This window comes from Shimia isoporae (assembly GCF_004346865.1).
Lineage (GTDB): Bacteria > Pseudomonadota > Alphaproteobacteria > Rhodobacterales > Rhodobacteraceae > Shimia > Shimia isoporae.
The window spans coordinates 471,906-491,163 of record NZ_SMGR01000003.1 but is presented as its reverse complement, the minus strand read 5'-3'; the positions used below and the strand labels follow the sequence as shown (position 1 = coordinate 491,163).

Annotated in this window: 15 protein-coding genes; 5 read left to right on the top strand and 10 right to left on the bottom strand. The window is 56.8% G+C overall.

Translation table 11 applies throughout. The features are described 5' to 3' along the window. Positions 1 to 160: 160 nt before the first annotated feature. Positions 161 to 2,098 (bottom strand): multiheme c-type cytochrome, encoded by a 1,938-nt coding sequence (locus BXY66_RS16655; RefSeq protein ID WP_243694411.1) that lies wholly within the window; start codon positions 2,096 to 2,098, stop codon positions 161 to 163. Between the two features lie 280 nt (positions 2,099 to 2,378). On the opposite strand from BXY66_RS16655, the gene BXY66_RS16650 reads away from it, so the two are divergent. Then, positions 2,379 to 3,995: a GMC family oxidoreductase gene (locus BXY66_RS16650; protein WP_132861507.1), complete on the top strand. Its 1,617-nt coding sequence runs from the start codon at positions 2,379 to 2,381 to the stop codon at positions 3,993 to 3,995. Positions 3,996 to 4,036: 41 nt separating this feature from the next. Here the strand turns inward: BXY66_RS16650 and BXY66_RS16645 are convergent, their stop codons facing one another. From BXY66_RS16645 to BXY66_RS16615, 7 genes are all read right to left on the bottom strand, one after another. Next, positions 4,037 to 4,996: a LysR family transcriptional regulator gene (locus BXY66_RS16645; protein WP_165929223.1), complete on the bottom strand. Its 960-nt coding sequence runs from the start codon at positions 4,994 to 4,996 to the stop codon at positions 4,037 to 4,039. 105 nt (positions 4,997 to 5,101) lie between these two features. After that, positions 5,102 to 6,499: an APC family permease gene (locus BXY66_RS16640; RefSeq protein ID WP_132861505.1), complete on the bottom strand. Its 1,398-nt coding sequence runs from the start codon at positions 6,497 to 6,499 to the stop codon at positions 5,102 to 5,104. Between the two features lie 140 nt (positions 6,500 to 6,639). Continuing rightward, on the bottom strand, positions 6,640 to 7,731 hold the full coding sequence (gene aguA, locus BXY66_RS16635) for an agmatine deiminase (RefSeq protein ID WP_132861504.1): 1,092 nt from the start codon (positions 7,729 to 7,731) through the stop codon (positions 6,640 to 6,642). A gap of 69 nt (positions 7,732 to 7,800) precedes the next feature. Then, entirely contained in the window at positions 7,801 to 9,216 is a 1,416-nt protein-coding gene (locus tag BXY66_RS16630) for an APC family permease (RefSeq protein WP_132861503.1), read from the bottom strand. Between the two features lie 93 nt (positions 9,217 to 9,309). Beyond that, positions 9,310 to 10,236, bottom strand: coding sequence for a carbamate kinase (gene arcC / locus BXY66_RS16625; RefSeq protein WP_132861502.1), 927 nt, complete (start codon positions 10,234 to 10,236; stop codon positions 9,310 to 9,312). Positions 10,237 to 10,330: 94 nt separating this feature from the next. Next, positions 10,331 to 11,377, bottom strand: coding sequence for an ornithine carbamoyltransferase (gene argF, locus BXY66_RS16620; protein WP_132861501.1), 1,047 nt, complete (start codon positions 11,375 to 11,377; stop codon positions 10,331 to 10,333). A 442-nt stretch (positions 11,378 to 11,819) separates the two neighbouring features. Beyond that, positions 11,820 to 12,749 carry a LysR substrate-binding domain-containing protein gene (locus tag BXY66_RS16615; protein ID WP_132861500.1) on the bottom strand — a complete coding sequence of 310 codons (930 nt, stop codon included), beginning with the start codon at positions 12,747 to 12,749 and terminating at the stop codon, positions 11,820 to 11,822. Positions 12,750 to 12,904: 155 nt separating this feature from the next. Here BXY66_RS16615 and ugpB point away from each other — a divergent pair, with 155 nt between their 5' ends. The 4 genes from ugpB (at position 12,905) to BXY66_RS16595 (ending at position 17,086) form a co-directional block, all read left to right on the top strand. Then, on the top strand, positions 12,905 to 14,206 hold the full coding sequence (ugpB, locus tag BXY66_RS16610) for a sn-glycerol-3-phosphate ABC transporter substrate-binding protein UgpB (protein ID WP_132861499.1): 1,302 nt from the start codon (positions 12,905 to 12,907) through the stop codon (positions 14,204 to 14,206). Between the two features lie 71 nt (positions 14,207 to 14,277). Further along, on the top strand, positions 14,278 to 15,159 hold the full coding sequence (ugpA, locus tag BXY66_RS16605) for a sn-glycerol-3-phosphate ABC transporter permease UgpA (RefSeq protein WP_132861498.1): 882 nt from the start codon (positions 14,278 to 14,280) through the stop codon (positions 15,157 to 15,159). Continuing rightward, a complete protein-coding gene (ugpE, locus tag BXY66_RS16600) occupies positions 15,159 to 16,010 on the top strand; it encodes a sn-glycerol-3-phosphate ABC transporter permease UgpE (protein ID WP_132861497.1) in 852 nt (283 codons plus the stop codon). The genes ugpA and ugpE overlap by 1 nt, the downstream gene beginning before the upstream one ends. Positions 16,011 to 16,021: 11 nt before the next feature. Further along, on the top strand, positions 16,022 to 17,086 hold the full coding sequence (locus BXY66_RS16595) for a sn-glycerol-3-phosphate import ATP-binding protein UgpC (protein ID WP_132861496.1): 1,065 nt from the start codon (positions 16,022 to 16,024) through the stop codon (positions 17,084 to 17,086). 30 nt (positions 17,087 to 17,116) lie between these two features. On the opposite strand, the gene BXY66_RS16590 is transcribed toward BXY66_RS16595, so the two are convergent. Then, complete coding sequence (locus BXY66_RS16590; RefSeq protein ID WP_132861495.1) at positions 17,117 to 17,887, bottom strand: CpsD/CapB family tyrosine-protein kinase; 771 nt, start codon at positions 17,885 to 17,887, stop codon at positions 17,117 to 17,119. A gap of 107 nt (positions 17,888 to 17,994) precedes the next feature. Continuing rightward, a complete protein-coding gene (locus BXY66_RS16585; protein ID WP_132861494.1) occupies positions 17,995 to 19,245 on the bottom strand; it encodes a Hint domain-containing protein in 1,251 nt (416 codons plus the stop codon). Positions 19,246 to 19,258: the final 13 nt, after the last annotated feature.

The window sequence follows — 19,258 nt, the reverse complement described above, 5'->3', positions numbered from 1 at the left end:
TTGGACCACCGCGCCTTCAAGACTGCGCCCATAAATGCCACCGGTCAACGGTGGGTTTTCCGAAAGTCGTTTTATCTTAAGGGCTTTTCGGGTTCTCGATCCAGAAAACCGTCACAAATGCATACGAAAGACGTGTTTTCTAACCTATTGAACTTTCATGTCAGTTGAGTTGATCGACCAATTCAATGAGCGAAACAGTGCCGGGGTTCAGCTTGAGCGCGGTTTCGGCCATTTCACGTGCGCGGTCGCGCCCTTCAATTTGAGCGGTCATTCGAATCAAAGACTCCCAAGCCTGAGGCGTTTGCGGATTGATTCTGACGGCTTCGGTCAACGCGACCACCGCAGAGCGAATGTCGCCCGCGACCATGGCATAGCCGCCGAGCTGTAGGTGGGCTTCGGCAAAATCCAGTTGATTTCTTATCATACCCCCCAGTTCGGAATAGGCCTGCCGTGTGGCTGCCCGCAGTTCGTCGGTGATACGGTTGGGAGGCTGGCTCAGAATCGCTCGCGCGGCGGCAATGCGCACGGCTCGGGTTTCGTCATTCAGCCCTCTTAAAAGGTAGGGCGTTGTGACCAGTGGAGATCGTTGTTTAAGCGCGTCCAATGCACCAACACGGATTTGTGGATCCGGATTGTCGAGAAATGCGCCGAGCGCATCGATTTCGAGACTTGCCGCGCCGGGACCGAGCAACCAGAGAGCCGTGGCCCGGATAAGGCCAGGTGTGGCTTCGTTTTGCGCCAGTGTGAACAAGTCGGTTGAGGCGGCAACGGGGTTCAGCCGGCCGGCTTCCAGAATTTCGCCGTAGTGTTTCTGGGTCCACTGTCCTTGCGGGAACCATTGTGTGATTTGATCCGCGGCCCAGCGGGCAGGCTTGTCATCGTGGCAGGCAGTGCACGCATTGGGCGTGCCGATCTTGCCAGTCAGATCGGGACGGGGAACGCGGAAACTGTGATCGCGTCTCGGGTCGGTGCCCATGTAAACCCGATCTGTCATGTGGCAGTTCACGCACTGCGCGCCAGATGTCCCTTCTTCATGATGGGTGTGGTCGGGGCTGTCATATGTCGCAAGCGGCAATGTTGGGAATTCAGGGTTGCCTGCAGGGGAATGACACTGGGTACAGAGCGCGTTGTCATCTGCCAAAGTCTCGGCACTGTGCGGCGTGTGACAGTTGGCGCAAGTTACACCCTTCTGATGCATCTTGGATTGCAGGAAAGAGCCATAAACGTAAACTTCATCGAGGATCTGACCGTCCGGGTGGTATAGGCCGGGGCGCAACATTGCGAGGTTATAGGCGTCAGCAAAGCGTGTTCCGGGCAGCGGGTTGCCGTTGCCGAAGGCCTCGCGTCGGGAATGGCAGCCGGCACATTGCTCCATTGCGCTTTTCGGATCCGCCATCTGCGCGGTAAAACCATAGTCATCGACAGAAATCGCCCAATCGATCGTGCCGCCATTTTGCAGCGTCAGGTGGGCCTCTCCAGGACCATGGCAGGCTTCGCAACCCACGCCGATTTCGACCTGAGTTGACCGGTATGATTTGTTGCGGAAGTCATAGTTCTTCTCAAACCCCGTGGCGTGGCATTCGGCGCAACGTGCGTTCCAGTTCTTGTAAGCGCCACTCCAATGGAATGCGTCCTGTGGCGGCAAATCCTGCTCGGGATACAAGTGGTACCAGCGCTGGGCATCGACATCCCAAACCACGTCAAAACTTTGCAGGCGGCCTTCCTCGGTTTCGAGAATGAGGTGTTGAAGTGGATAGGTGCCACCCACCGAATGCAAGTCGTAGACGGCTTCGCTCCCGTCTTCTTCGACAACAGATATTCGGCGAGTGCCTTCTATTGTGTCGAACGTGGCGCGCATCCCCTTATGCTCGAATATCTCGCCTTCGAATGCGCCCTGAAGGACGGTCTCATCCGGCCTGCGCCACGCCTCTCCGTGATGGGAGGTTTTCCATGCGTCATACGCTTCCGAATGGCAATCCGCGCAGGTTTCGGAACCCACGTAGGCGGGTATGCGACCTTCCTGCGCAAAAAGGAATGGGGGAACAAGAAGCGCGAAACACAGGGCGGTCAGTCGCACCAGTCGATGTGGAACTCTCACGTCTTGCTCACCTCACTTGCTGCCCTGAAAACGGACGTCTACGCGATACTACCTTGTCGAGTTTGGTGCGCGGATGCCAGACAATTCCCCGTCAGCCTGAAGGTATCCCTTTGATAGTAAGTGGAAAACCCTTTGTTTTGTGGGTGAAAAAACGTTGGGTCACGTGATGCCTATAAAAACTGGACGCGCGCGTGCGGGCCCTGCTTCTATGAGAGGACATAGAAAAAGCGTGTCCGGACGTTTGGGAGGACATCTGGTGCGGCTCTGGGGAGGGACTGTTTTGAGCTATGATTTTGTGATTGTTGGCGGGGGGTCTGCCGGTGCGACTATTGCGGCGCGGTTGAGCGAGAATCCGGCAACGAAAGTGTGTTTGCTGGAAGCTGGCGGCAAAGGTGACGGTATTTTGGTTCGCGCGCCAATGGGTGTGATCGCGATGTTGCCCGGACACGGCAAGATCAACAACTGGGCTTTTGAAACGGTGCCCCAAAAGGGACTGAAAGGCCGCAAGGGTTATCAACCGAGGGGAAAGGCGCTGGGCGGGTCAAGCGCGATAAACGCCATGCTATATGTGCGGGGGCAGAGGGAGGATTATGACGGCTGGTCCGATCTCGGGTGTGCCGGCTGGAGTTGGGACGAGGTGCTGCCGTACTTTAAAAAGGCAGAAAACAACATCAATGGCGGGGACGAATTTCACGGGGATTCCGGTCCGTTGCAAGTCTCGAACGCGAAAGCGCCGCGGCCAATTTCACGGGCCTTCGTCGAGGCAAATGGCGAGATGCAAATTCGTGAGACGGCAGATTTTAACGACGGCGACAACGAGGGCGCGGGTATCTATCAGTGCACCCAGTTTCATGCGCAGGAGAAGAACGGGGAGCGTTGTTCAGCCGCTGCGGGGTATTTGCATCCGGTGATGGATGACCGCCCCAATTTGACCGTGATCACAGGAGCGCACGCGACAAAAATCCTGCTGGAGGGCAAGCGCGCCGTCGGGGTGGCCTATCGCCAAGGCCGAAAGGATCATGAGGTGCGAGCTGACAAGGAGGTGATCCTGTGTGGTGGCGCATTTCAAAGTCCTCAGCTTCTGCAACTCTCCGGCATTGGAAGGGCCGAAGATATCACGCCGCATGGTATTGAATTGCAACATGAATTGGATGGCGTCGGGCAAAACCTTCAGGACCACATCGACTTTATTCTCGCCTACAAAACCAAGGATACCGACAATATCGGTATCGGCTTGCGGGCCACGGCCAAGCTGACCAGCGAAATCTTCAAGTGGCGCAAAGACGGCAACTCGATGATTGCTTCCACGATTGCCGAAGCCGGTTCGTTCTTCAAAACCGACAGTGGCCTCGACCGGCCTGACGTGCAAACGCATTTCGTGATTTCGATTGTCGATGACCACGCGCGCAAGCTTCATCTCGGTCACGGGTACTCGTGCCATATTTGCGTGTTGCGCCCCTACTCTCGTGGCGAGGTGACGCTCAACTCCGCAGATCCGCTGGCGCCGCCAAAAATCGATCCGAATTTCTTTGCGGATGACCGCGACATGCAGACCATGATCAAAGGCGCAAAGATGACCCGGGCTGTGATGGAGGCGCCGGCGATGAAGGGGTACAAACACAAGGAGTTGTTTGGTCTGCACGACAACATGACAGACGCGGAGTGGGAAGATCACATCCGGTCAAGGGCCGATACGGTTTATCACCCCGTTGGAACCTGCAAGATGGGCGTCGACGAGATGGCGGTGGTTGACCCTGAGCTCAAGGTACGTGGCATGGAAGGGCTGAGGGTGGCGGATGCCTCAGTCATGCCGACACTTGTAAGTGGCAACACGAACGCGCCAACGATCATGATTGGCGAAAAATGTGCGGACATGGTGAAGGCTGAACACGCCTGATCCGGCAGTCTGTAAAACGTCGGTATCGCGTCGGTCAAACGTCAGTCCAGGCGCGGCGCGGTACTGGCAGTGTCCCAGGGACGGTGCGCGGGTTCCCGATTCTGTTCTTTGGCCCGAATGGTGGCGTCGTGCGTGCGCAGCATCTTTACGATATTGTCGAAGGCGCGCCGCACCGCGCGGGTGGAGTATTTCAGGTTTGTGCAGAAGGCGTAGTAACTGACCTCCAGAATCGTGTTGTTAAACAGCGGCACCAATTGACCGGTTTCCAGTTCATATTCGCAAAGCACCGGATCGGCGAGGATGGCGCCGCGCCCGCGCACCGCCGCGTTGATCGTCATTGAAAAGTCGTCGTAGTAGGTGTTTGCGCATCCTGCGCTTGTCGAACCGGCATATTCCACAAGCCATGAGTTCCAGCTGTCGCGGTCAGCACCGTGCAAAAGTGGCAGGCGCCTCAGGTCAAGCGGTCGGTTGGGGCGGTCATACCGTTCCAACAAAGAGGGTGCACAGGCAGGAAACCCATGTACATCCAACAGGTGTTCACGGTGCACATTTCGCCAGTTGTCGTGCTTTGAGTGTGTAATCACGATGTCAGCGGTTTCCGGAAACGCAGAGCCGCTGATCGTGGCGGTTTTGACGTCCAGCGTTACGCCACTATCTGCGGAACGGGCGACGTCTCCGAGGGGCATAAGAACTTTGGAGAAGAAGGCAGGATCGGAGTGCAGGGTAAGGTGATCGCCGGGACCCCGTCGTAGAAGCAGTTCTGTCGTGTCCTGCATCAGGTCGAGCGCCTGAGTGTACCCGCTAAGGAGTTCCTGCCCCGCCGAATTCAGGTAAAGCCGACCTTTGACACGCGAGAACAATTCCTGTTCGAACCATTCCTCCAGATGTTTGAGCTGTTGACTGACTGCGCTATGCGTGACGTTGAGCTCATCCGCAGCCCGCCCGAGATGTTCGTGCCGGGCGACGGCCTCGAATGCACGAATGGCATTCAGTGGTGGCATGTTTCTGTGCATTGCGGCGCGCTCGTCGTGCATTTTGCTACGGTTTGCACAGACTTACAGGACGAGCGGGCAGAGTCCAGTTTGACCGGATGAGGTGGGCCAATTTCAGCCGGACGATGTTTTCTCAACCGGAGCCGGCGCGACCATGCGCCGTACAAAAACTTCGATCAGGATGACGGAGCCAATAATACCGATGATGGTTGGGGCACTTTCCTCAAGGTTGATGCGCCCGTCCATGATATCGGGGAAAACGAAGACCAAACAAGAAACAGCCAGAACAAATGCCTGCATTAAGGCCACGGTCCAAACACCAACCTTGCCGCCGGGGACACGGAAGGGGCGCGGTGCATCCGGATGGGTGTCCCGAAGCCGCACAAAGCTCGCGATCATAAAAAAGTACGTCACAAAAAGCAGGAAGCTTGCAAAGGCAAACAGGCTCCAGAAAAGCTCGTCGGCGCTGGCGGACATGAAGGTGTAGAGCAAGAGGGCCACGGTTGCGACGATGCCGGTCATGACATTGGCACCCACAGGGCTTCCCGCGGCGTTGCGCTTGCCAAAAATGGCAGGCATTTCGTTTGCGTCGGCACCTTCCGCAGCTGCGCGGGACGATGCCATGAGCCACGGCACGATGTAGGTTACCAACGCAGCGATCGCCACAAGTGACATGATGACGGTCAAGGCACGACCGGCGGCGGAGTCGCCGAACAAGATCGCGAAAGTCTGTGTGATGCCGCCCACGAGGCTAAGTTCACTGGTAGGCAGCGCCACCATCATCGCCGCAATTGCAAGGCTGTAGAGCACCAGAATGATGCTCAGGGCAATAAACAGGCCCAGCGGGATGTTCCGGCGCGGGTTTTTGAGGGCGCCGCCCATGCAGGCGACGGTTTCGGCGCCGACGATCAGGTAGACCAGCGTAGGTGCGTAGCGGAAACCTTCATCGAAGCGGGGCTGGATCGATTCCCACGTGATGATGTTTGCGGGACCGTTGGTGCTGACAAAACTGATGCCGCCGAGAACCAGCGCCAGAAGAACGATGACCTTAGAGGCGCCACCGATGAAGTTCACAAGGTTGCCTTTTGCGGCAGGCGCGTTGCAAATGAATACGGTGAACCAGACCATCGCGATGGCGAGGCCGGTTTGTACCCAGACCGGGGCGTCGGGAAAAAACAGTAGTGAAAGGATGCCTGAGGCGATCAGATAAACTGCGGGCATCCAGAACGGAACGTTGATCCAATAGAACCATCCGACCCGAGCGGCATGACGCGCGCCGAGCGATTTGTGTGCCCAATCGTAGATAGCGCCGTCAGAGGGAAAGGCAGTGCCGAGCTCTGAGTTCATCAACAGGTTCGGGATGAGGAAAACGACAATCACAACCGCCCACCAACCGAAAACAGAGGGGCCGACAGCGGCGGTGGCGGCGAGGCCGTCAAAACCGATCATGCCAGAAAAAACGAAGAAAATTATGCCCAAAAGGCCGATCTTCTTAGCGGGGGCGCTGTCCATAAGTATCCTTGTCTGCGGGAGAAATGCGCATTGGCAAAGCCGCAAATTAATAGGCCGATAGTTGGCCCACTATCTTTGATATGAGACAAATTCAAAAGCAAAATGCCGGGCCATGGCCCGGCATTTCATGTTTTCCGTATTTAAACGGCGGGAACCTGCTGCGTGATGCAGTGGACGTTGCCTCCGCCCAGAAGAATTTCGCGGGCCTGAACGCCGACGATTTCGTGATCCGGGAAGGCTTCCTGAAGAACCTTACGGGCGTTGTCATCGTGCTTCTCGTCAAGGAGTGGCAGAATGATACGGCCGTTTGTGACAAGGAAGTTGGCGTAAGAGCCGGCCATCCGTTCACCTTCTTCACGCTCCATGCCGTCAGACATGTCGATGCCGGCAGCCTCTTCTGCTGTGAAATACAGCGGGCCAGGGATCGTCACCTTGAAGATTTCCAGCGTGCGGCCCTTGGCGTCTGTCACGTTGCGCAGGAAGTCATAGGCGCGCTGCGAGATCTCGTACTGGGGATCGTCTTTGTCTTCGGTCCAGGACAGGATGATTTTGCCAGGGCCCGCGACGTGGATCAGGTTGTCGATGTGGCCGTTGGTTTCATCGTTGTAGAGACCGTCAGGCAACCAGATGACCTTTTCCATGCCGAGGTGATCCTTGAGCGCCTGCTCGATCTCTTCCTTGGTCATGTCGGGGTTACGGGAAGGGTGCAGGAGGCATTCTTCGTTGGTGTAGAGTGTGCCGTCGCCATCGGTGTGGATCGAGCCGCCCTCGAGAACGAAGCCAGCCTTGTAGCTGTCATCGCGGTGGATGTCACAGATTTTGCCTGCAACTTCGTTGTCGCGGTGCCATGGCCAGTACAGGCCATCTACAAATCCGCCCCAAGCGTTGAATTCCCATTGAACGCCACGACGTTCGCCTTTGCCGTTGACCACATAGGTCGGGCCGATATCGCGCATCCAGCTGTCGTTGGTGGACATTTCCACAACGCGGATGTTTTCAGGCAGGCGAGAGCGTGCGTTGTCATATTGTTCGGCAGAGACAGCCATGGTGACAGGGGTCACTTCGGAAATGGCTTTGGCGACTTCGACGAAGCAGCGTTGCGCTGGTTTGCCGCCGTCACGCCAGTTGTCAGTGCGTTCGGGCCAGGCCATCCAGATTTCCGCGTGCGGTGTGTGTTCGCCGGGCATGTAGAAGCCGTCGGAGGCGGGGAGGGTTGTATGAACTTTGCTCATTTCAAGGTTCCTAGATGTCTGGGGAGTTAGGTAAGGTTGGCGGCGTCCGCCGCCAACCCCAGTGAGATATTATTCGGCTGCGGTGCCCAGTTTTGCCATCCGCTTTTCGGCGCCTGCGAGCAGATACTCGCCGATACCGATGGTTGCGAACAGACCGATGGCAACAGGGATCGTGTATGCCCAGTCAATCACGCCGGAGAAGATTTCCGGGAAGATGAAGAGCAGAACGGCCTGGCCAACGAAGAGCAAGCAAACGGCTGCAATGAAGTACTGCATGCCCATGCCACCGGGGACCTTGAAGGGGCGTGGGGTGGCCGCATCATGCTTGCGCAGGGTGATGTGCGCGGGGAACATGAAGAGGTAAGGCAGCAGGAAGATGCAGCTCGAGAAGGCAAAGACAGTCCAGAACAGCTCGTCGCCGGTTGCAGTGCCCAGCATGGTCAGGGCGAAGCCGTAGATCACGATGACGGCGGTGGAGACAACACCAGTGATGTTGTTGGCGCCAACCGGAGTACCGTGGGTCGGGTCTTCTTTAGCAACCAGGGCAGGCAGTTCGCCGGTTTGCGCGGCTTCCATAGCGGCACGGGATGCACCCATGGTCCAGGTCACCATGTTCGAAACAAAGGTGAAGAGGGCCAGTGTGCCTACTGTGTAGACCATGAAGTTGCCGAATGCGCCGGTGCCGAACAGTTTCTGCAGGGTGGCGATCAGGCCAGCAACCAGACCGATTTCTTCAACAGGCATCGCCATCAGGATACCGATGGTGCCGAAGATGTAGAGGCCGGTTACGAGTGCTGCGGACAGGAAGATCGACGCCGGGATGTCCCGTTTTGCGTTTTTGATCTCTTTGCCCATGGTTGCAATCAGTTCGAAGCCAAGCAGGTTGAAAACGATCACGGGCAGGAAGCCGAGTGCCGAGTCAAAGCTTGGAACCATTGCGGTCATTGAGAACTCGTTGGCGACACCGTTTTTGGCTGCGTAGACGAAACCACCGACGCCCAGAACGGCGATCACAATGATCTTGGCTGCAGCACCCGCGTTCACAACCCAAACGCCTGCATCAACAGATTTGTTGCAGATCCAGATGGTGATCCAGGTCAGCACGACACAGATCGCGATCTGCGGCCAGAGACCGAGGTCGGGCATGAACATCTCGGCAAACATACCGGCGAACATGATGTAGACTGCCGGCATCCAGAGCGCGACGTTGATCCAGTAGAACCAGGTGGTCCGGACGGCCCAGCGAGAGCCGTAAGCACGTTTCACCCAGTCATAGATCCCGCCTTCGCCGGGATAAGCGGTGCCGAGTTCGATGGAGACGAGGCCGTAGGGAATAACGAACAATACGAGGGTGATGAGCCACCAGGTGATAGCGGATGGCCCGAGCGAAGCAGAGGCGGTGAGCGTGTCAATGACAAGCACGGCGCTGACACTGAAGAGTGTCAGGCTCATAAGCCCCATTTTGCCAGTGGATTCTTCCGACATTTTTCTGACTTTCGTTTGAGTAAAATCGCCGTTAGGCGGGGTGAGATCCCGAGGCATCAGGGTGAGGAGGAATGCCTCGGGAAATGGGGGTGCTTAGACCAGTTCGGTCTCTTTGCAGCGGCTGGTAACCGTGGTGCCGGCCTTGCCTTCAAGCATTTCGATGGCGTCTTCCAGGTTGCCGATGCAGGAGACACCGCCGGTGGAGCGTGCGAATTCGACTGCAGCTTCGACTTTCGGACCCATGGAGCCATCAGGGAATTCGAAGGCACCGAATGCGTTCGGGGATACCTTGCGGATGGCTTTCTGATCTTCGGTTCCCCAGTCGAGGTAAACCGCGTCAACGTCGGTCAGGATCATCAGCGCGTCTGCACCGACTTCGCGGGCGAGAAGGGCTGCTGCGCGATCCTTGTCGATCACGGCTTCAACGCCGTGCAGGCCGCCGTCTTCACCGTATGCGGTCGGGATACCGCCGCCGCCGGCACAGATCACAACGGTCTCGTTTTCGATCAGGGTCTTGATGACATCTACTTCAAAGATGCGCTGTGGAAGCGGGGAGGCGACCACGCGGCGGAAGTATTCGCCATCTGCCTTGAAGACGTAGCCTTTTTCCTCGGCCAGACGCTCGGAGGTCTCTTTGTCGTAGACGGGGCCGATGAACTTGGTCGGGTTCTGGAAGGCCGGGTCGCGCGGGTCGACTTCGATCTGGGTCAGAAGGGTTGCGAATTTCTTGTCGGTCAACAGGTTGCCGACTTGCTGTTCGAGCATATAGCCGATCTGGCCAACGGATTCTGCGCCGAGTACGTCAAGCGGATAGGGGTCGACGCCTTCGTATGCGGAGGCTTGAAGAGCGAGCAGGCCGACTTGCGGGCCATTGCCGTGCGCGATGACGACTTCGTTGTTTTCTGCAAGTTTTGCCAACGATTTTGCGGCCTTGCGGATGTTCTCCATCTGGTTCTCAGCAGTCATGTCCTGACCGCGTTGGAGAAGGGCGTTGCCGCCAAGTGCTACCACAATTCTCATGTTGCGTTCCTTCCTGAAGCGGGGGGGAGAGAGAAGGGGGAAAGGGGGGGAGTTCCCGTGGCGCGAGGGATGCGCCACGGGGTCTTTAGAAAGATCAGATGTTTGCGAGGAAACCGGAGATCTTGTCTTCGTGTGCTTTGACCACTTCGGCCGAAGGTTTCGGCATGTCTTTGTGGGTGAAGTACACCAGCAGAGCCATTTGCGCGGTCAGGCGGTTTTCTGCTTCGTCCATGATCACGGAGCGGTCGCCGTCCATGACTTCGCGGGTGGTTTCGCGCTGGTCGTTTGCAGGCAGGCAGTGCATGAACATGGCTTGCGGGCCGGCGATGTCCATCAGGCGCTGGTCAACAACGTACTCAGGCATGAAGGTTGCCAGACGCTCTTCTTTTTCGGCTTCCTGACCGAACCAGTAGAAGCTGTCTGCTACCAGAATGTCGAAGCCTTTGACTGCGTTGATGTCTTCGGTCATCACGAAGGAGCCGCCATACTCTTTGCAGTTGTCTTCGATCATGCCGACGACTTCGGCGTTCATGTGGTATTTCTTCGGACCAACGTGCGCGTATTCAATGCCGAACTTGGTGCAGATCATGGCAAGTTCGTTGGAAACGTTGGTTGCGTCACCGACAAAGGCAACCTTCAGATCATCGATCTTTTTGCCTTCGGGCAGGTGCTCGATCATGGTGAAGATGTCAGCCATCATCTGGGTTGGGTGCAGCCAATCGCACAGGCCGTTGATGACAGGAACCGAAGCGCCTTTTGCCAGGCCGGCAACGGTGGAGTGTACGTCAACACGCGCCATGATCACGTCGACCATGCGGGACAGAACCTTGCCGGTGTCTTCCAGAGATTCTTTGGAGCCCAGGTGGATGTCATTGGGGGACAGGAACTGAGCATGACCGCCAAGGATGGTGGCTGCGGCTTCGAAGGAAACACGGGTCCGGGTGGACGGCTGTTCGAAGATCATGCCAACAGTTTTGCCTTTGAAGAGCTGAGGCACGGCGTTGTCGCGGCGTGCGTCTTTCAGCATTTTCATCAGGTCGAGGATTTCCTGCAGTTCTGCGCGGGTGAAGTCCTGGGTTTTCAGGAAGTGGCGCAGGTTCGGTTTTTCGAGATTGGTTGCGGTGGAAGAGGGGAGTTTCATGGCGTTCTGTTCCATTCTCAAAGTTAAGATCTGACGGGTCCATTGCCCGCCTTTCAGTGAGGATCGAGGTCGTTTTCCGAGTTGGATGTTTCGGCCTCTCCTTCGCCAACCTGATTTAGTAACGTTGGCGGGATGGTGAAATTTCGAAATTCTGACCACCTTGTAAGTTTTTCTAAATGGACAGAATTCCGTCGTGAAATGCCCGCGCAAATCAGATCGCACGAGTAATTTATTCAATATTTTCAGTCCTATGGGTATTTAGCTCGGTGGCTGAAATTGCAGGCTGCCAGAGCACGTTGCCAGGTTAAGCGCGATTCTGGCCGAATTCAAAGTCACTTTGGCGGGATCGTACAAAGGAAATCTAACGCGCGGTTTGAGTCTTTGCGCGCGTTTGGTTCGGTTTGTTTGCGATGCGAAGGGCGTTGCTTCAAATCTTAACGGTTTAGGTGGCGTGGGGATGCAGCGCCATGTCGTCGGTCGGGGCTACAAAAGGCTGAATCGCCGTTGTGAACGCGTTGATGAAATCAAGAACCACCGGCGCGCTTGCACCTGTCGCCGGACGGAGAATCGACAAGCGATGGGTAATTCCCGGCTCAAAGGGGCGAATAACGATACCGGTGTCGCGGTATTCCTCGGCATCCAATTCGCTGACGATCGAAGCGCCCATGCCCTCCGAGACCAGTGTGCAGGCGGTGGTGAACTGCCGGACTTCGATCAGGCTGTTGAGAGGGGTTTTGGCGTCAGAAAAGGCCTTGGCCACATGATAGAAGAACCGGCTGTCTCGGCGGGTATGGATGATTTTCTCGTCTGCCAGATCTTGAGGTGTGATCACCGGTTTTGCACGAAGAGGATGACCGGGAGGGAGAACGCACATCGTTCGAATATAGAGGTCCTCGCTGTCGGTTGCCGGGTGGCCGATGAAACCGTCGGTGATGGCACAGTCATACTGTTCTCCGATGATCCATTCGAGGATGCGCTCGGGCCGGTCCGGTTCCAGCGTAACCGTCACACCGGGCCTGTCGCGCAGAAAGTCTGCAAGAACCCTCGGCAGAAACGATGTCGCAAATCCGGGTAAGCAGGCGATGCGTATGTGGCCGCCTTTGCGTTCGGTGATATCGCGATGCAGATCGTCGAGATGATCAAGACCGTCCAGCACCCGTTTAACCTCGCTCAAGAGATATTGGGCGTCGCTGGTGGGGACCAGCACCCCGTTGCGTCGGTGAAAAAGATCGAAGCCAACTTCACGTGCGAAATCCGCCATCAGGCGACTCACAGCGGGCTGTGACACGCCAAGAGTAGATGCAGCTTTTGTGACACTGCCGCTGTCGGAAACAGCTCGGAAAGCTTCGAGCTGCCGGATTTTGAATGGCATGACCCCACCCCAGCCTGAGTTTTTGTTGCCCTTGGGATGCCTCAGGTCGAACATAACATCAAGTTATATCGGCGTCGCAAAAGGTTCACTTGAATTATTTCCGGCTTCCCCAAATTCTCCGGCCGCAGAAACCATTCATCTCCAGGGAGAGAAAAATGACCCTTTCGAAAGCCCTTCTTGCCAGCGCGGCGTTTGGCATGGTCGCGGGCGCAGCGGCTGCTCAGACCGAAGTTCACTGGTGGCACGCCATGGGCGGCACCAACGGCGAGCGCGTCGAAAAGATGGCGAACGACTTCAACGCCAGCCAGTCGGAATTCAAGATCATTCCGACCTACAAAGGCAACTACACCGAAACCATGACCGCTGCAGTTGCGGCGTTCCGTGCGAAAGAGCACCCGCATCTGGTTCAGGTTTTCGAAGTTGGCACAGCAACCATGATGGCCGCCAAAGGCGCGGTTTATCCGATTGAGCAGATGATGAACGATGCGGGCGAGGCATTTGACCGCGACGCATTCCTGCCGGCTGTGATCTCCTACTATCAGACACCGGAAGGCGAACTGCTCTCGATGCCGTTCAACAGCTCCACCCCGGTGATGTGGTACAACGCTGATGCTCTGGCAGAAGCCGGTGTTGACGTGCCGAAAACCTGGGACGACGTGATGATGGCGTCCGAAAAACTCGGCGCCAACGGCATGGACTGCGGTTTCTCATTTGGCTGGCAGAGCTGGGTCATGGTTGAGAACTTCTCCGCATGGCACGATCTGCCGATGGGTACCAAAGAGAACGGCTACGCCGGTTTTGATACCGAATTCACCTTCAACAACGACAAGGTCGCGGCACGCCTGCAGACCATCGCCGACAGCAGCGCCAGCAAAGCGTTTAAATACGGCGGTCGCCGCGGTGACTCCCTGCCGATGTTCACCAACGGTGAGTGCGCAATGTGGATGAATTCCTCCGCATACTACGGTTCGATCAAGACACAGGCGAAGTTCAACTACGGCCAGACCATGCTGCCGCTGGACGCTTCGATCGCCGAAGCGCCGCAGAACTCGATCATCGGCGGCGCGACCCTTTGGGCGCTGACCGGCCACGAAAGCGAAGAATACAAGGGTCTGGCACAGTTCATGACCTATCTTTCCTCGCCGGAAGTTCAGGCATGGTGGCATCAGGAAACTGGTTATGTGCCGATCACAACTGCTGCGTACGAACTGTCCAAAGAGCAGGGTTTCTATGACAGCAACCCCGGCACCGACACCGCGATCCAGCAGTTGAGCCTGAACACACCGACGGCAAACTCCCGCGGCATCCGTTTCGGCAACTTCGTGCAGATCCGCGACATCATCAACGAAGAGCTGGAAGCTCTTTGGGCCGGTGACAAGACTGCAACCGAGGCGCTCGACGCTGCGGCCGAACGAGGCAATGCGCTGCTGCGCAAATTTGAACGCGCTGCGATGTAACTCCCGCAACGCGGCATCTGGCCCCGGCGTTTTGCGCCGGGGCCTCTCTTTTTGACTGACCCGGCTGACCCATGCTCAAGCGCGTGCATTTTCCTTCTTCGCCACTGCCCTATCTGTTGGTGGCGCCGCAAATCATCATCACGGTGATTTTCTTTCTCTGGCCTGCCAGTCAGGCTGTTTACCAGTCTTTCCTGATCGAAGACGCCTTCGGGCTGTCGACGGAGTTTGTCTGGTTCGAGAACTTTCAGGTTCTTTTGCAAGACCCTCTTTATCTGGATGCTTTCGGCCGGACGATTTTTTTCTCGGTGTCTGTCGCGGTCCTTTCGATGGGGTCAGCGTTGATCCTTGCGGCTTTTGCGGATCGCATTGTGCGCGGTGCCACAGCATATCGCACGCTGTTGATCTGGCCCTATGCGATTGCGCCGGTTCTGGCAGGTGCATTGTGGGTCTTTATGTTCAACCCGACAGTCGGCATTTTCCCATTTGTTCTGGACATGGTGGGCTATGAGTGGAACCACTATCTGAACGGATCGCAAGCGATGCTGTTGGTGGTGGTTGCCGCTGCTTGGAAGCAGATCGCCTATAACTTTCTGTTCTATCTTGCTGCGATGCAGTCCATTCCACGATCCGTGATCGAGGCGGCGGCGATTGACGGTGCAGGGCCTGTGCGCCGGTTTTTTGATGTGATCTTTCCGTTGATTTCACCAACAACGTTCTTCCTGTTGGTGATCAACGCAGTCTATGCCTTTTTCGACACCTTCGGCATCATCCATGCCGTGACGCAGGGGGGGCCTGCGAACAGTACCACCATTCTTGTCTACAAGGTTTTCAACGACGGCTTCGTCGGGCTGGATCTTGGCGGATCCGCGGCCCAATCCGTGATCCTTATGGTTCTCGTTATCGCCATGACCGTCGTCCAGTTCCGCTATGTCGAACGAAAGGTGGAATACTGATGGTCGAGCATCGCCCCTATTTGACGATCCTGTCACACATTATCCTCATTGCTGGCGTGGCAATCATTGCACTGCCGATCTGGATCACATTTGTGGCCGCTACACATGATGCTGTGCGAATGACCCAAGCGCCGATTCCGCTTTGGCCGGGGGATCAGTTCTGGCCCAATTTGAACCGCACGTTGTTTGGGGTTGTTCAGCCAGGTAGCGAAGGCGCTGCTGTCTGGCGGATGTTGCTGAACTCGCTGGCGATGGCGCTGATGATTGCCTTTGGCAAGATTGCGATTTCGCTCTTGTCGGCTTTTGCGATTGTCTACTTCCGCTTTCCTTTCCGCATGGGCTTTTTCTGGATGATTTTCATCACGCTCATGCTGCCGGTCGAAGTGCGCATTCTCCCGACTTTTGAAGTGGTGGCCAACCTCGGAATGCTGAACAGCTATTGGGGGCTGACCGTGCCGCTGATTGCTTCGGCGACTGCAACTTTCATGTTCCGTCAGGTGTTCCTGACCATTCCGGATGAAATGTTGGAAAGTGCACGGATCGACGGAGCCGGACCGCTGCGGTTTTTCTGGGACATCCTGATTCCCCTGAGCCGGACAAATATCGCAGCGCTCTTTGTGATCCTCTTTATCTATGGCTGGAACCAGTATCTCTGGCCTCTTCTCATCACGACCGACACCTCGATGACCACCATTGTCATGAGCATCAAGCAGATGCTTGAGGCCGCTGAGCAGACGCTTGAGTGGAACATCATCATGATGACCGCCCTGCTGGCGATGGTCCCGCCGGTGTTCGTAGTGATCGCAATGCAAAAGCTCTTTGTGCAAGGGCTGACCGAGACCGACAAATAGGCAAGACGCAGATGGCATCCATTACTCTAAAAGACCTCGTGAAGACTTATGCCCAGACCGAGGTTCTGCATCACATAGATGGCGAAATCCGAGATGGCGAACTGATCGTGATCGTTGGGCCGTCGGGATGTGGCAAGTCCACGCTGTTGCGCATGGTGGCGGGTCTGGAAAGCGTTACCGGTGGCGAAATCTCGATTGGCGATCGGGTTGTGAACGATCTGGAACCAGCTGATAGGGACATCGCGATGGTGTTCCAAAACTATGCGCTGTACCCACACATGAGCGTCCGGGAAAATATGGCGTACGGTTTGAAAATCCGGAAAATAGGCAAGGCTGAAATCGCGCGCCGGGTCGAGGAAGCCGCCGACATTCTGGAGATCAAACCCTACCTGGAGCGCAAGCCGCGCCAGCTTTCGGGAGGTCAGCGCCAGCGTGTTGCGATGGGGCGGGCAATCGTGCGCGATCCGCAGGTGTTCCTGTTTGACGAGCCGCTTTCCAATCTCGATGCCAAGCTGCGTGTGCAGATGCGCTTGGAGATCCGCAAGTTGCAACAGCGCCTTGGGGTGACCGCGATATATGTCACCCACGACCAGGTCGAAGCGATGACGCTGGGCGACCGCTTGATGGTGCTGAATGGCGGCTACGTCGAACAGTTTGGTACGCCGATTGAGCTTTATGACCGTCCTGCGACAACGTTTGTTGCGGGGTTTATTGGTAGCCCGTCGATGAATTTCCTGCCCGCTCTCAGTGCTGGAACCATGGTGAAGTTGGGCAATGGCGTCGAAGTCGAGACCCAGACGCCTGTGGATGGCGCTGTGACACTTGGTGTGCGGCCTGAACATCTGCGGAAAGATGATCGTGGGCCGATTGCGGTCGTGGTGCAACTGTTCGAACAGCTTGGTGCGAATACATTGCTACACGGAATGCTTTCGGGCACTGAAACGGAAGTTGTGATCAGCCTGCAAGGGCATGTCACTGTTGAAGCTGAAACAGAAATGCGGTTTTCGGCTGCGCCTGAAAGCTGGCATCTGTTTGATGCGGAAAGCGGGCGGCGAATAGATGGCCGACGAGAGTAGGGCGACCGGTCAGCCGCTCCCGTGCCAATGTCAGTAAGACACTGGTCCGTCGGCTTTGTTCAGCATCACACCAAGGATCGGTTTCACGTCAGACAAAATCTGTTCGACCTTGGTGATTTCCTCGGCTGAGCTGACGCCACCACCGGCAACGATCAGCACAGCATCCACATTCGGCAGGAAGGCCAGAACGTCGTCAAACTCCAGCGCGGGGGGCATGTCGAACAGGATCAGTTCGGGTTGCAGCAGGTCGCCGAGCTCGTCGAGCACATCTGTCGTCATTGTTGCCTGAAACATCTCGGCAGAGTTGTCTGCGGAGCCAGCACTCAGACCGAACGCCAGATTTGGGCGGGTGGCGATCAGGAAGTCTTCGGGTGCGATTTCGCCCGAGAGGTAGGCGGACATGTCGTCCGGTGCCTCGACGTTCAACATCTCGCCAAGGCTGGGCGAGCGCAGGTCCAGATCCATCACGACAGTGCGGGTGTTTTGCAGCCTTGCTGCGGCATAGGCGAGGTTGAGCGTCACGAAAGAACTGCCGCACCCGCGTGTCGGTGCCGTAACTGCGACACGGGTCCAGCCATTGTCTGACAGGGCTTGCAACATTCTGGTCCGCAACATGTCAAAAGCTGCATGCGCAGGGTGGTCGCGTGTGGCGCTGATTACGCGTGCGTCGGACAGTTGCGCATCGTCCGGAACAGCAACGGCGAGGCTGTCCCAAAACACGTCGGGATCATGCACCGCGGGAAGGTTATCTTCCGGCGCGGACTTGAGGTCGTCCAGTTGCTGTTTCTGCTCGTCCGTCATGACGTTTTATCCATCTGCCTTAGCCGCAGGCTATCAGGTCAATGCGGACAAAACAAAGGCACCAATGCGGAGATTGGGCGACGCGCCTATCGTCGCCTGATCTGCAACTAGTGGGAGGCAACTGCGCAACTGGTGTGCGGCGGAACCTGAACAAAGTGCGGGCTCCAGCGGGCGAAATTCAATTTACCCGCTTTGTGAAGAGCGCGGACTTGTCGTCCGTCCAGAATAGGGCGTGCCGGCAGCATGTATGGCAGGTTGTTCGCGGTTTCGTCCAAACCGTCTGCGCGCAGGTTGCGGTCCGCCATTTTGCCAGCCTTGAGTGTCTCGCATGGTGCGCCATCGGCGCAGATGACGTGGTGATCCTTGAGCAGCAGATGCACATAGATCACTTCGGAAGCTGCGTCATCCTGAGTTGCCATCCCGACCTTTTCAAGGTGTGCGGCTCGAACAAGAACCTCACGGTCACCGGCCTGCATCATGACGCAGTGCTGCCGCGAGATGTGGACTGGCGCGGGCTGACCGGCGGCATGAACCGGCACAGAGATCGGGCGCGATTTGCGGGTGTGTTTCAGGGTGCGGGCATCCACCCGCGTCTGGGTGACGCAGACCACCGGCTGCGGACCACAATCCATGGTGGTCACCAGATCACCGGGCTTGAGTGTTTCAATGGGCACTTGACCTGTTGGGGTCAGCACCATTGTGCCTGCGACAAAGCAGGGGAAGCAATTATCCGGCCGTTCGATTGTGTCATAGATCGCGACCCTGTCTATTTCGCCGTTGAAGAAGCCGCGCACGTCGTTGGCGGTGCCCTCCGAGGCGCTTGTCAAACCCGCACCGATCGCGATCGGGTTTGTGTCACCAGCCATGTGGTGTGGCACACATCCTGTGTCGACAACGGTGCCATTCACGGACAGAACGCTGCCTTCAGGGCCGAAAGAATAGGACATCTGTACGGGTTCTCCCGGAACAACCTTACCGCCTGAATAATAGTGGCTCTGGTCGTCGGTCTGATGGCGCACAACGATTTCTCCACACGCATTGATGAAGATCGACAAATGGCCGCCTTCTGCGCCCAGACCGTGCGCGTCTGTTGAAAACAACGTCTGTGCACCGTTCCAGGGGTAGTTGCCGCAAGACGGCGCTTCCTGCGTGAATTCGATGGCGATGGTGCCCTGATCCAGTCCAAAGATAGGATCCGGTTTGACCAGACCATAGTCGCGATGGCCGTCGAAGTGCCCGACGCCGCCGTGCGCGAACGCATCTCCATAGAGCCAGCCGCTGTTGTCTTCCGGACCTGCGGAATCGATCAGCTTGCAGTTGGTATTCTGGTCAAAAGTGTAATTTGCGATTTGAGCCATGCTCCGGTCCCCC

Coding starts and splice junctions, on each gene's coding strand:
- BXY66_RS16645 (WP_165929223.1), bottom strand. CDS start 4,996: ATGCCACCACTGAATGCCATTCGTGCATTCGAGGCCGTCGCCCGGCAC.
- BXY66_RS16630 (WP_132861503.1), bottom strand. CDS start 9,216: ATGTCGGAAGAATCCACTGGCAAAATGGGGCTTATGAGCCTGACACTC.
- ugpE (WP_132861497.1), top strand. CDS start 15,159: ATGGTCGAGCATCGCCCCTATTTGACGATCCTGTCACACATTATCCTC.
- ugpB (WP_132861499.1), top strand. CDS start 12,905: ATGACCCTTTCGAAAGCCCTTCTTGCCAGCGCGGCGTTTGGCATGGTC.
- argF (WP_132861501.1), bottom strand. CDS start 11,377: ATGAAACTCCCCTCTTCCACCGCAACCAATCTCGAAAAACCGAACCTG.
- arcC (WP_132861502.1), bottom strand. CDS start 10,236: ATGAGAATTGTGGTAGCACTTGGCGGCAACGCCCTTCTCCAACGCGGT.
- ugpA (WP_132861498.1), top strand. CDS start 14,278: ATGCTCAAGCGCGTGCATTTTCCTTCTTCGCCACTGCCCTATCTGTTG.
- BXY66_RS16615 (WP_132861500.1), bottom strand. CDS start 12,749: ATGCCATTCAAAATCCGGCAGCTCGAAGCTTTCCGAGCTGTTTCCGAC.
- aguA (WP_132861504.1), bottom strand. CDS start 7,731: ATGAGCAAAGTTCATACAACCCTCCCCGCCTCCGACGGCTTCTACATG.
- BXY66_RS16590 (WP_132861495.1), bottom strand. CDS start 17,887: ATGACGGACGAGCAGAAACAGCAACTGGACGACCTCAAGTCCGCGCCG.
- BXY66_RS16640 (WP_132861505.1), bottom strand. CDS start 6,499: ATGGACAGCGCCCCCGCTAAGAAGATCGGCCTTTTGGGCATAATTTTC.
- BXY66_RS16595 (WP_132861496.1), top strand. CDS start 16,022: ATGGCATCCATTACTCTAAAAGACCTCGTGAAGACTTATGCCCAGACC.
- BXY66_RS16585 (WP_132861494.1), bottom strand. CDS start 19,245: ATGGCTCAAATCGCAAATTACACTTTTGACCAGAATACCAACTGCAAG.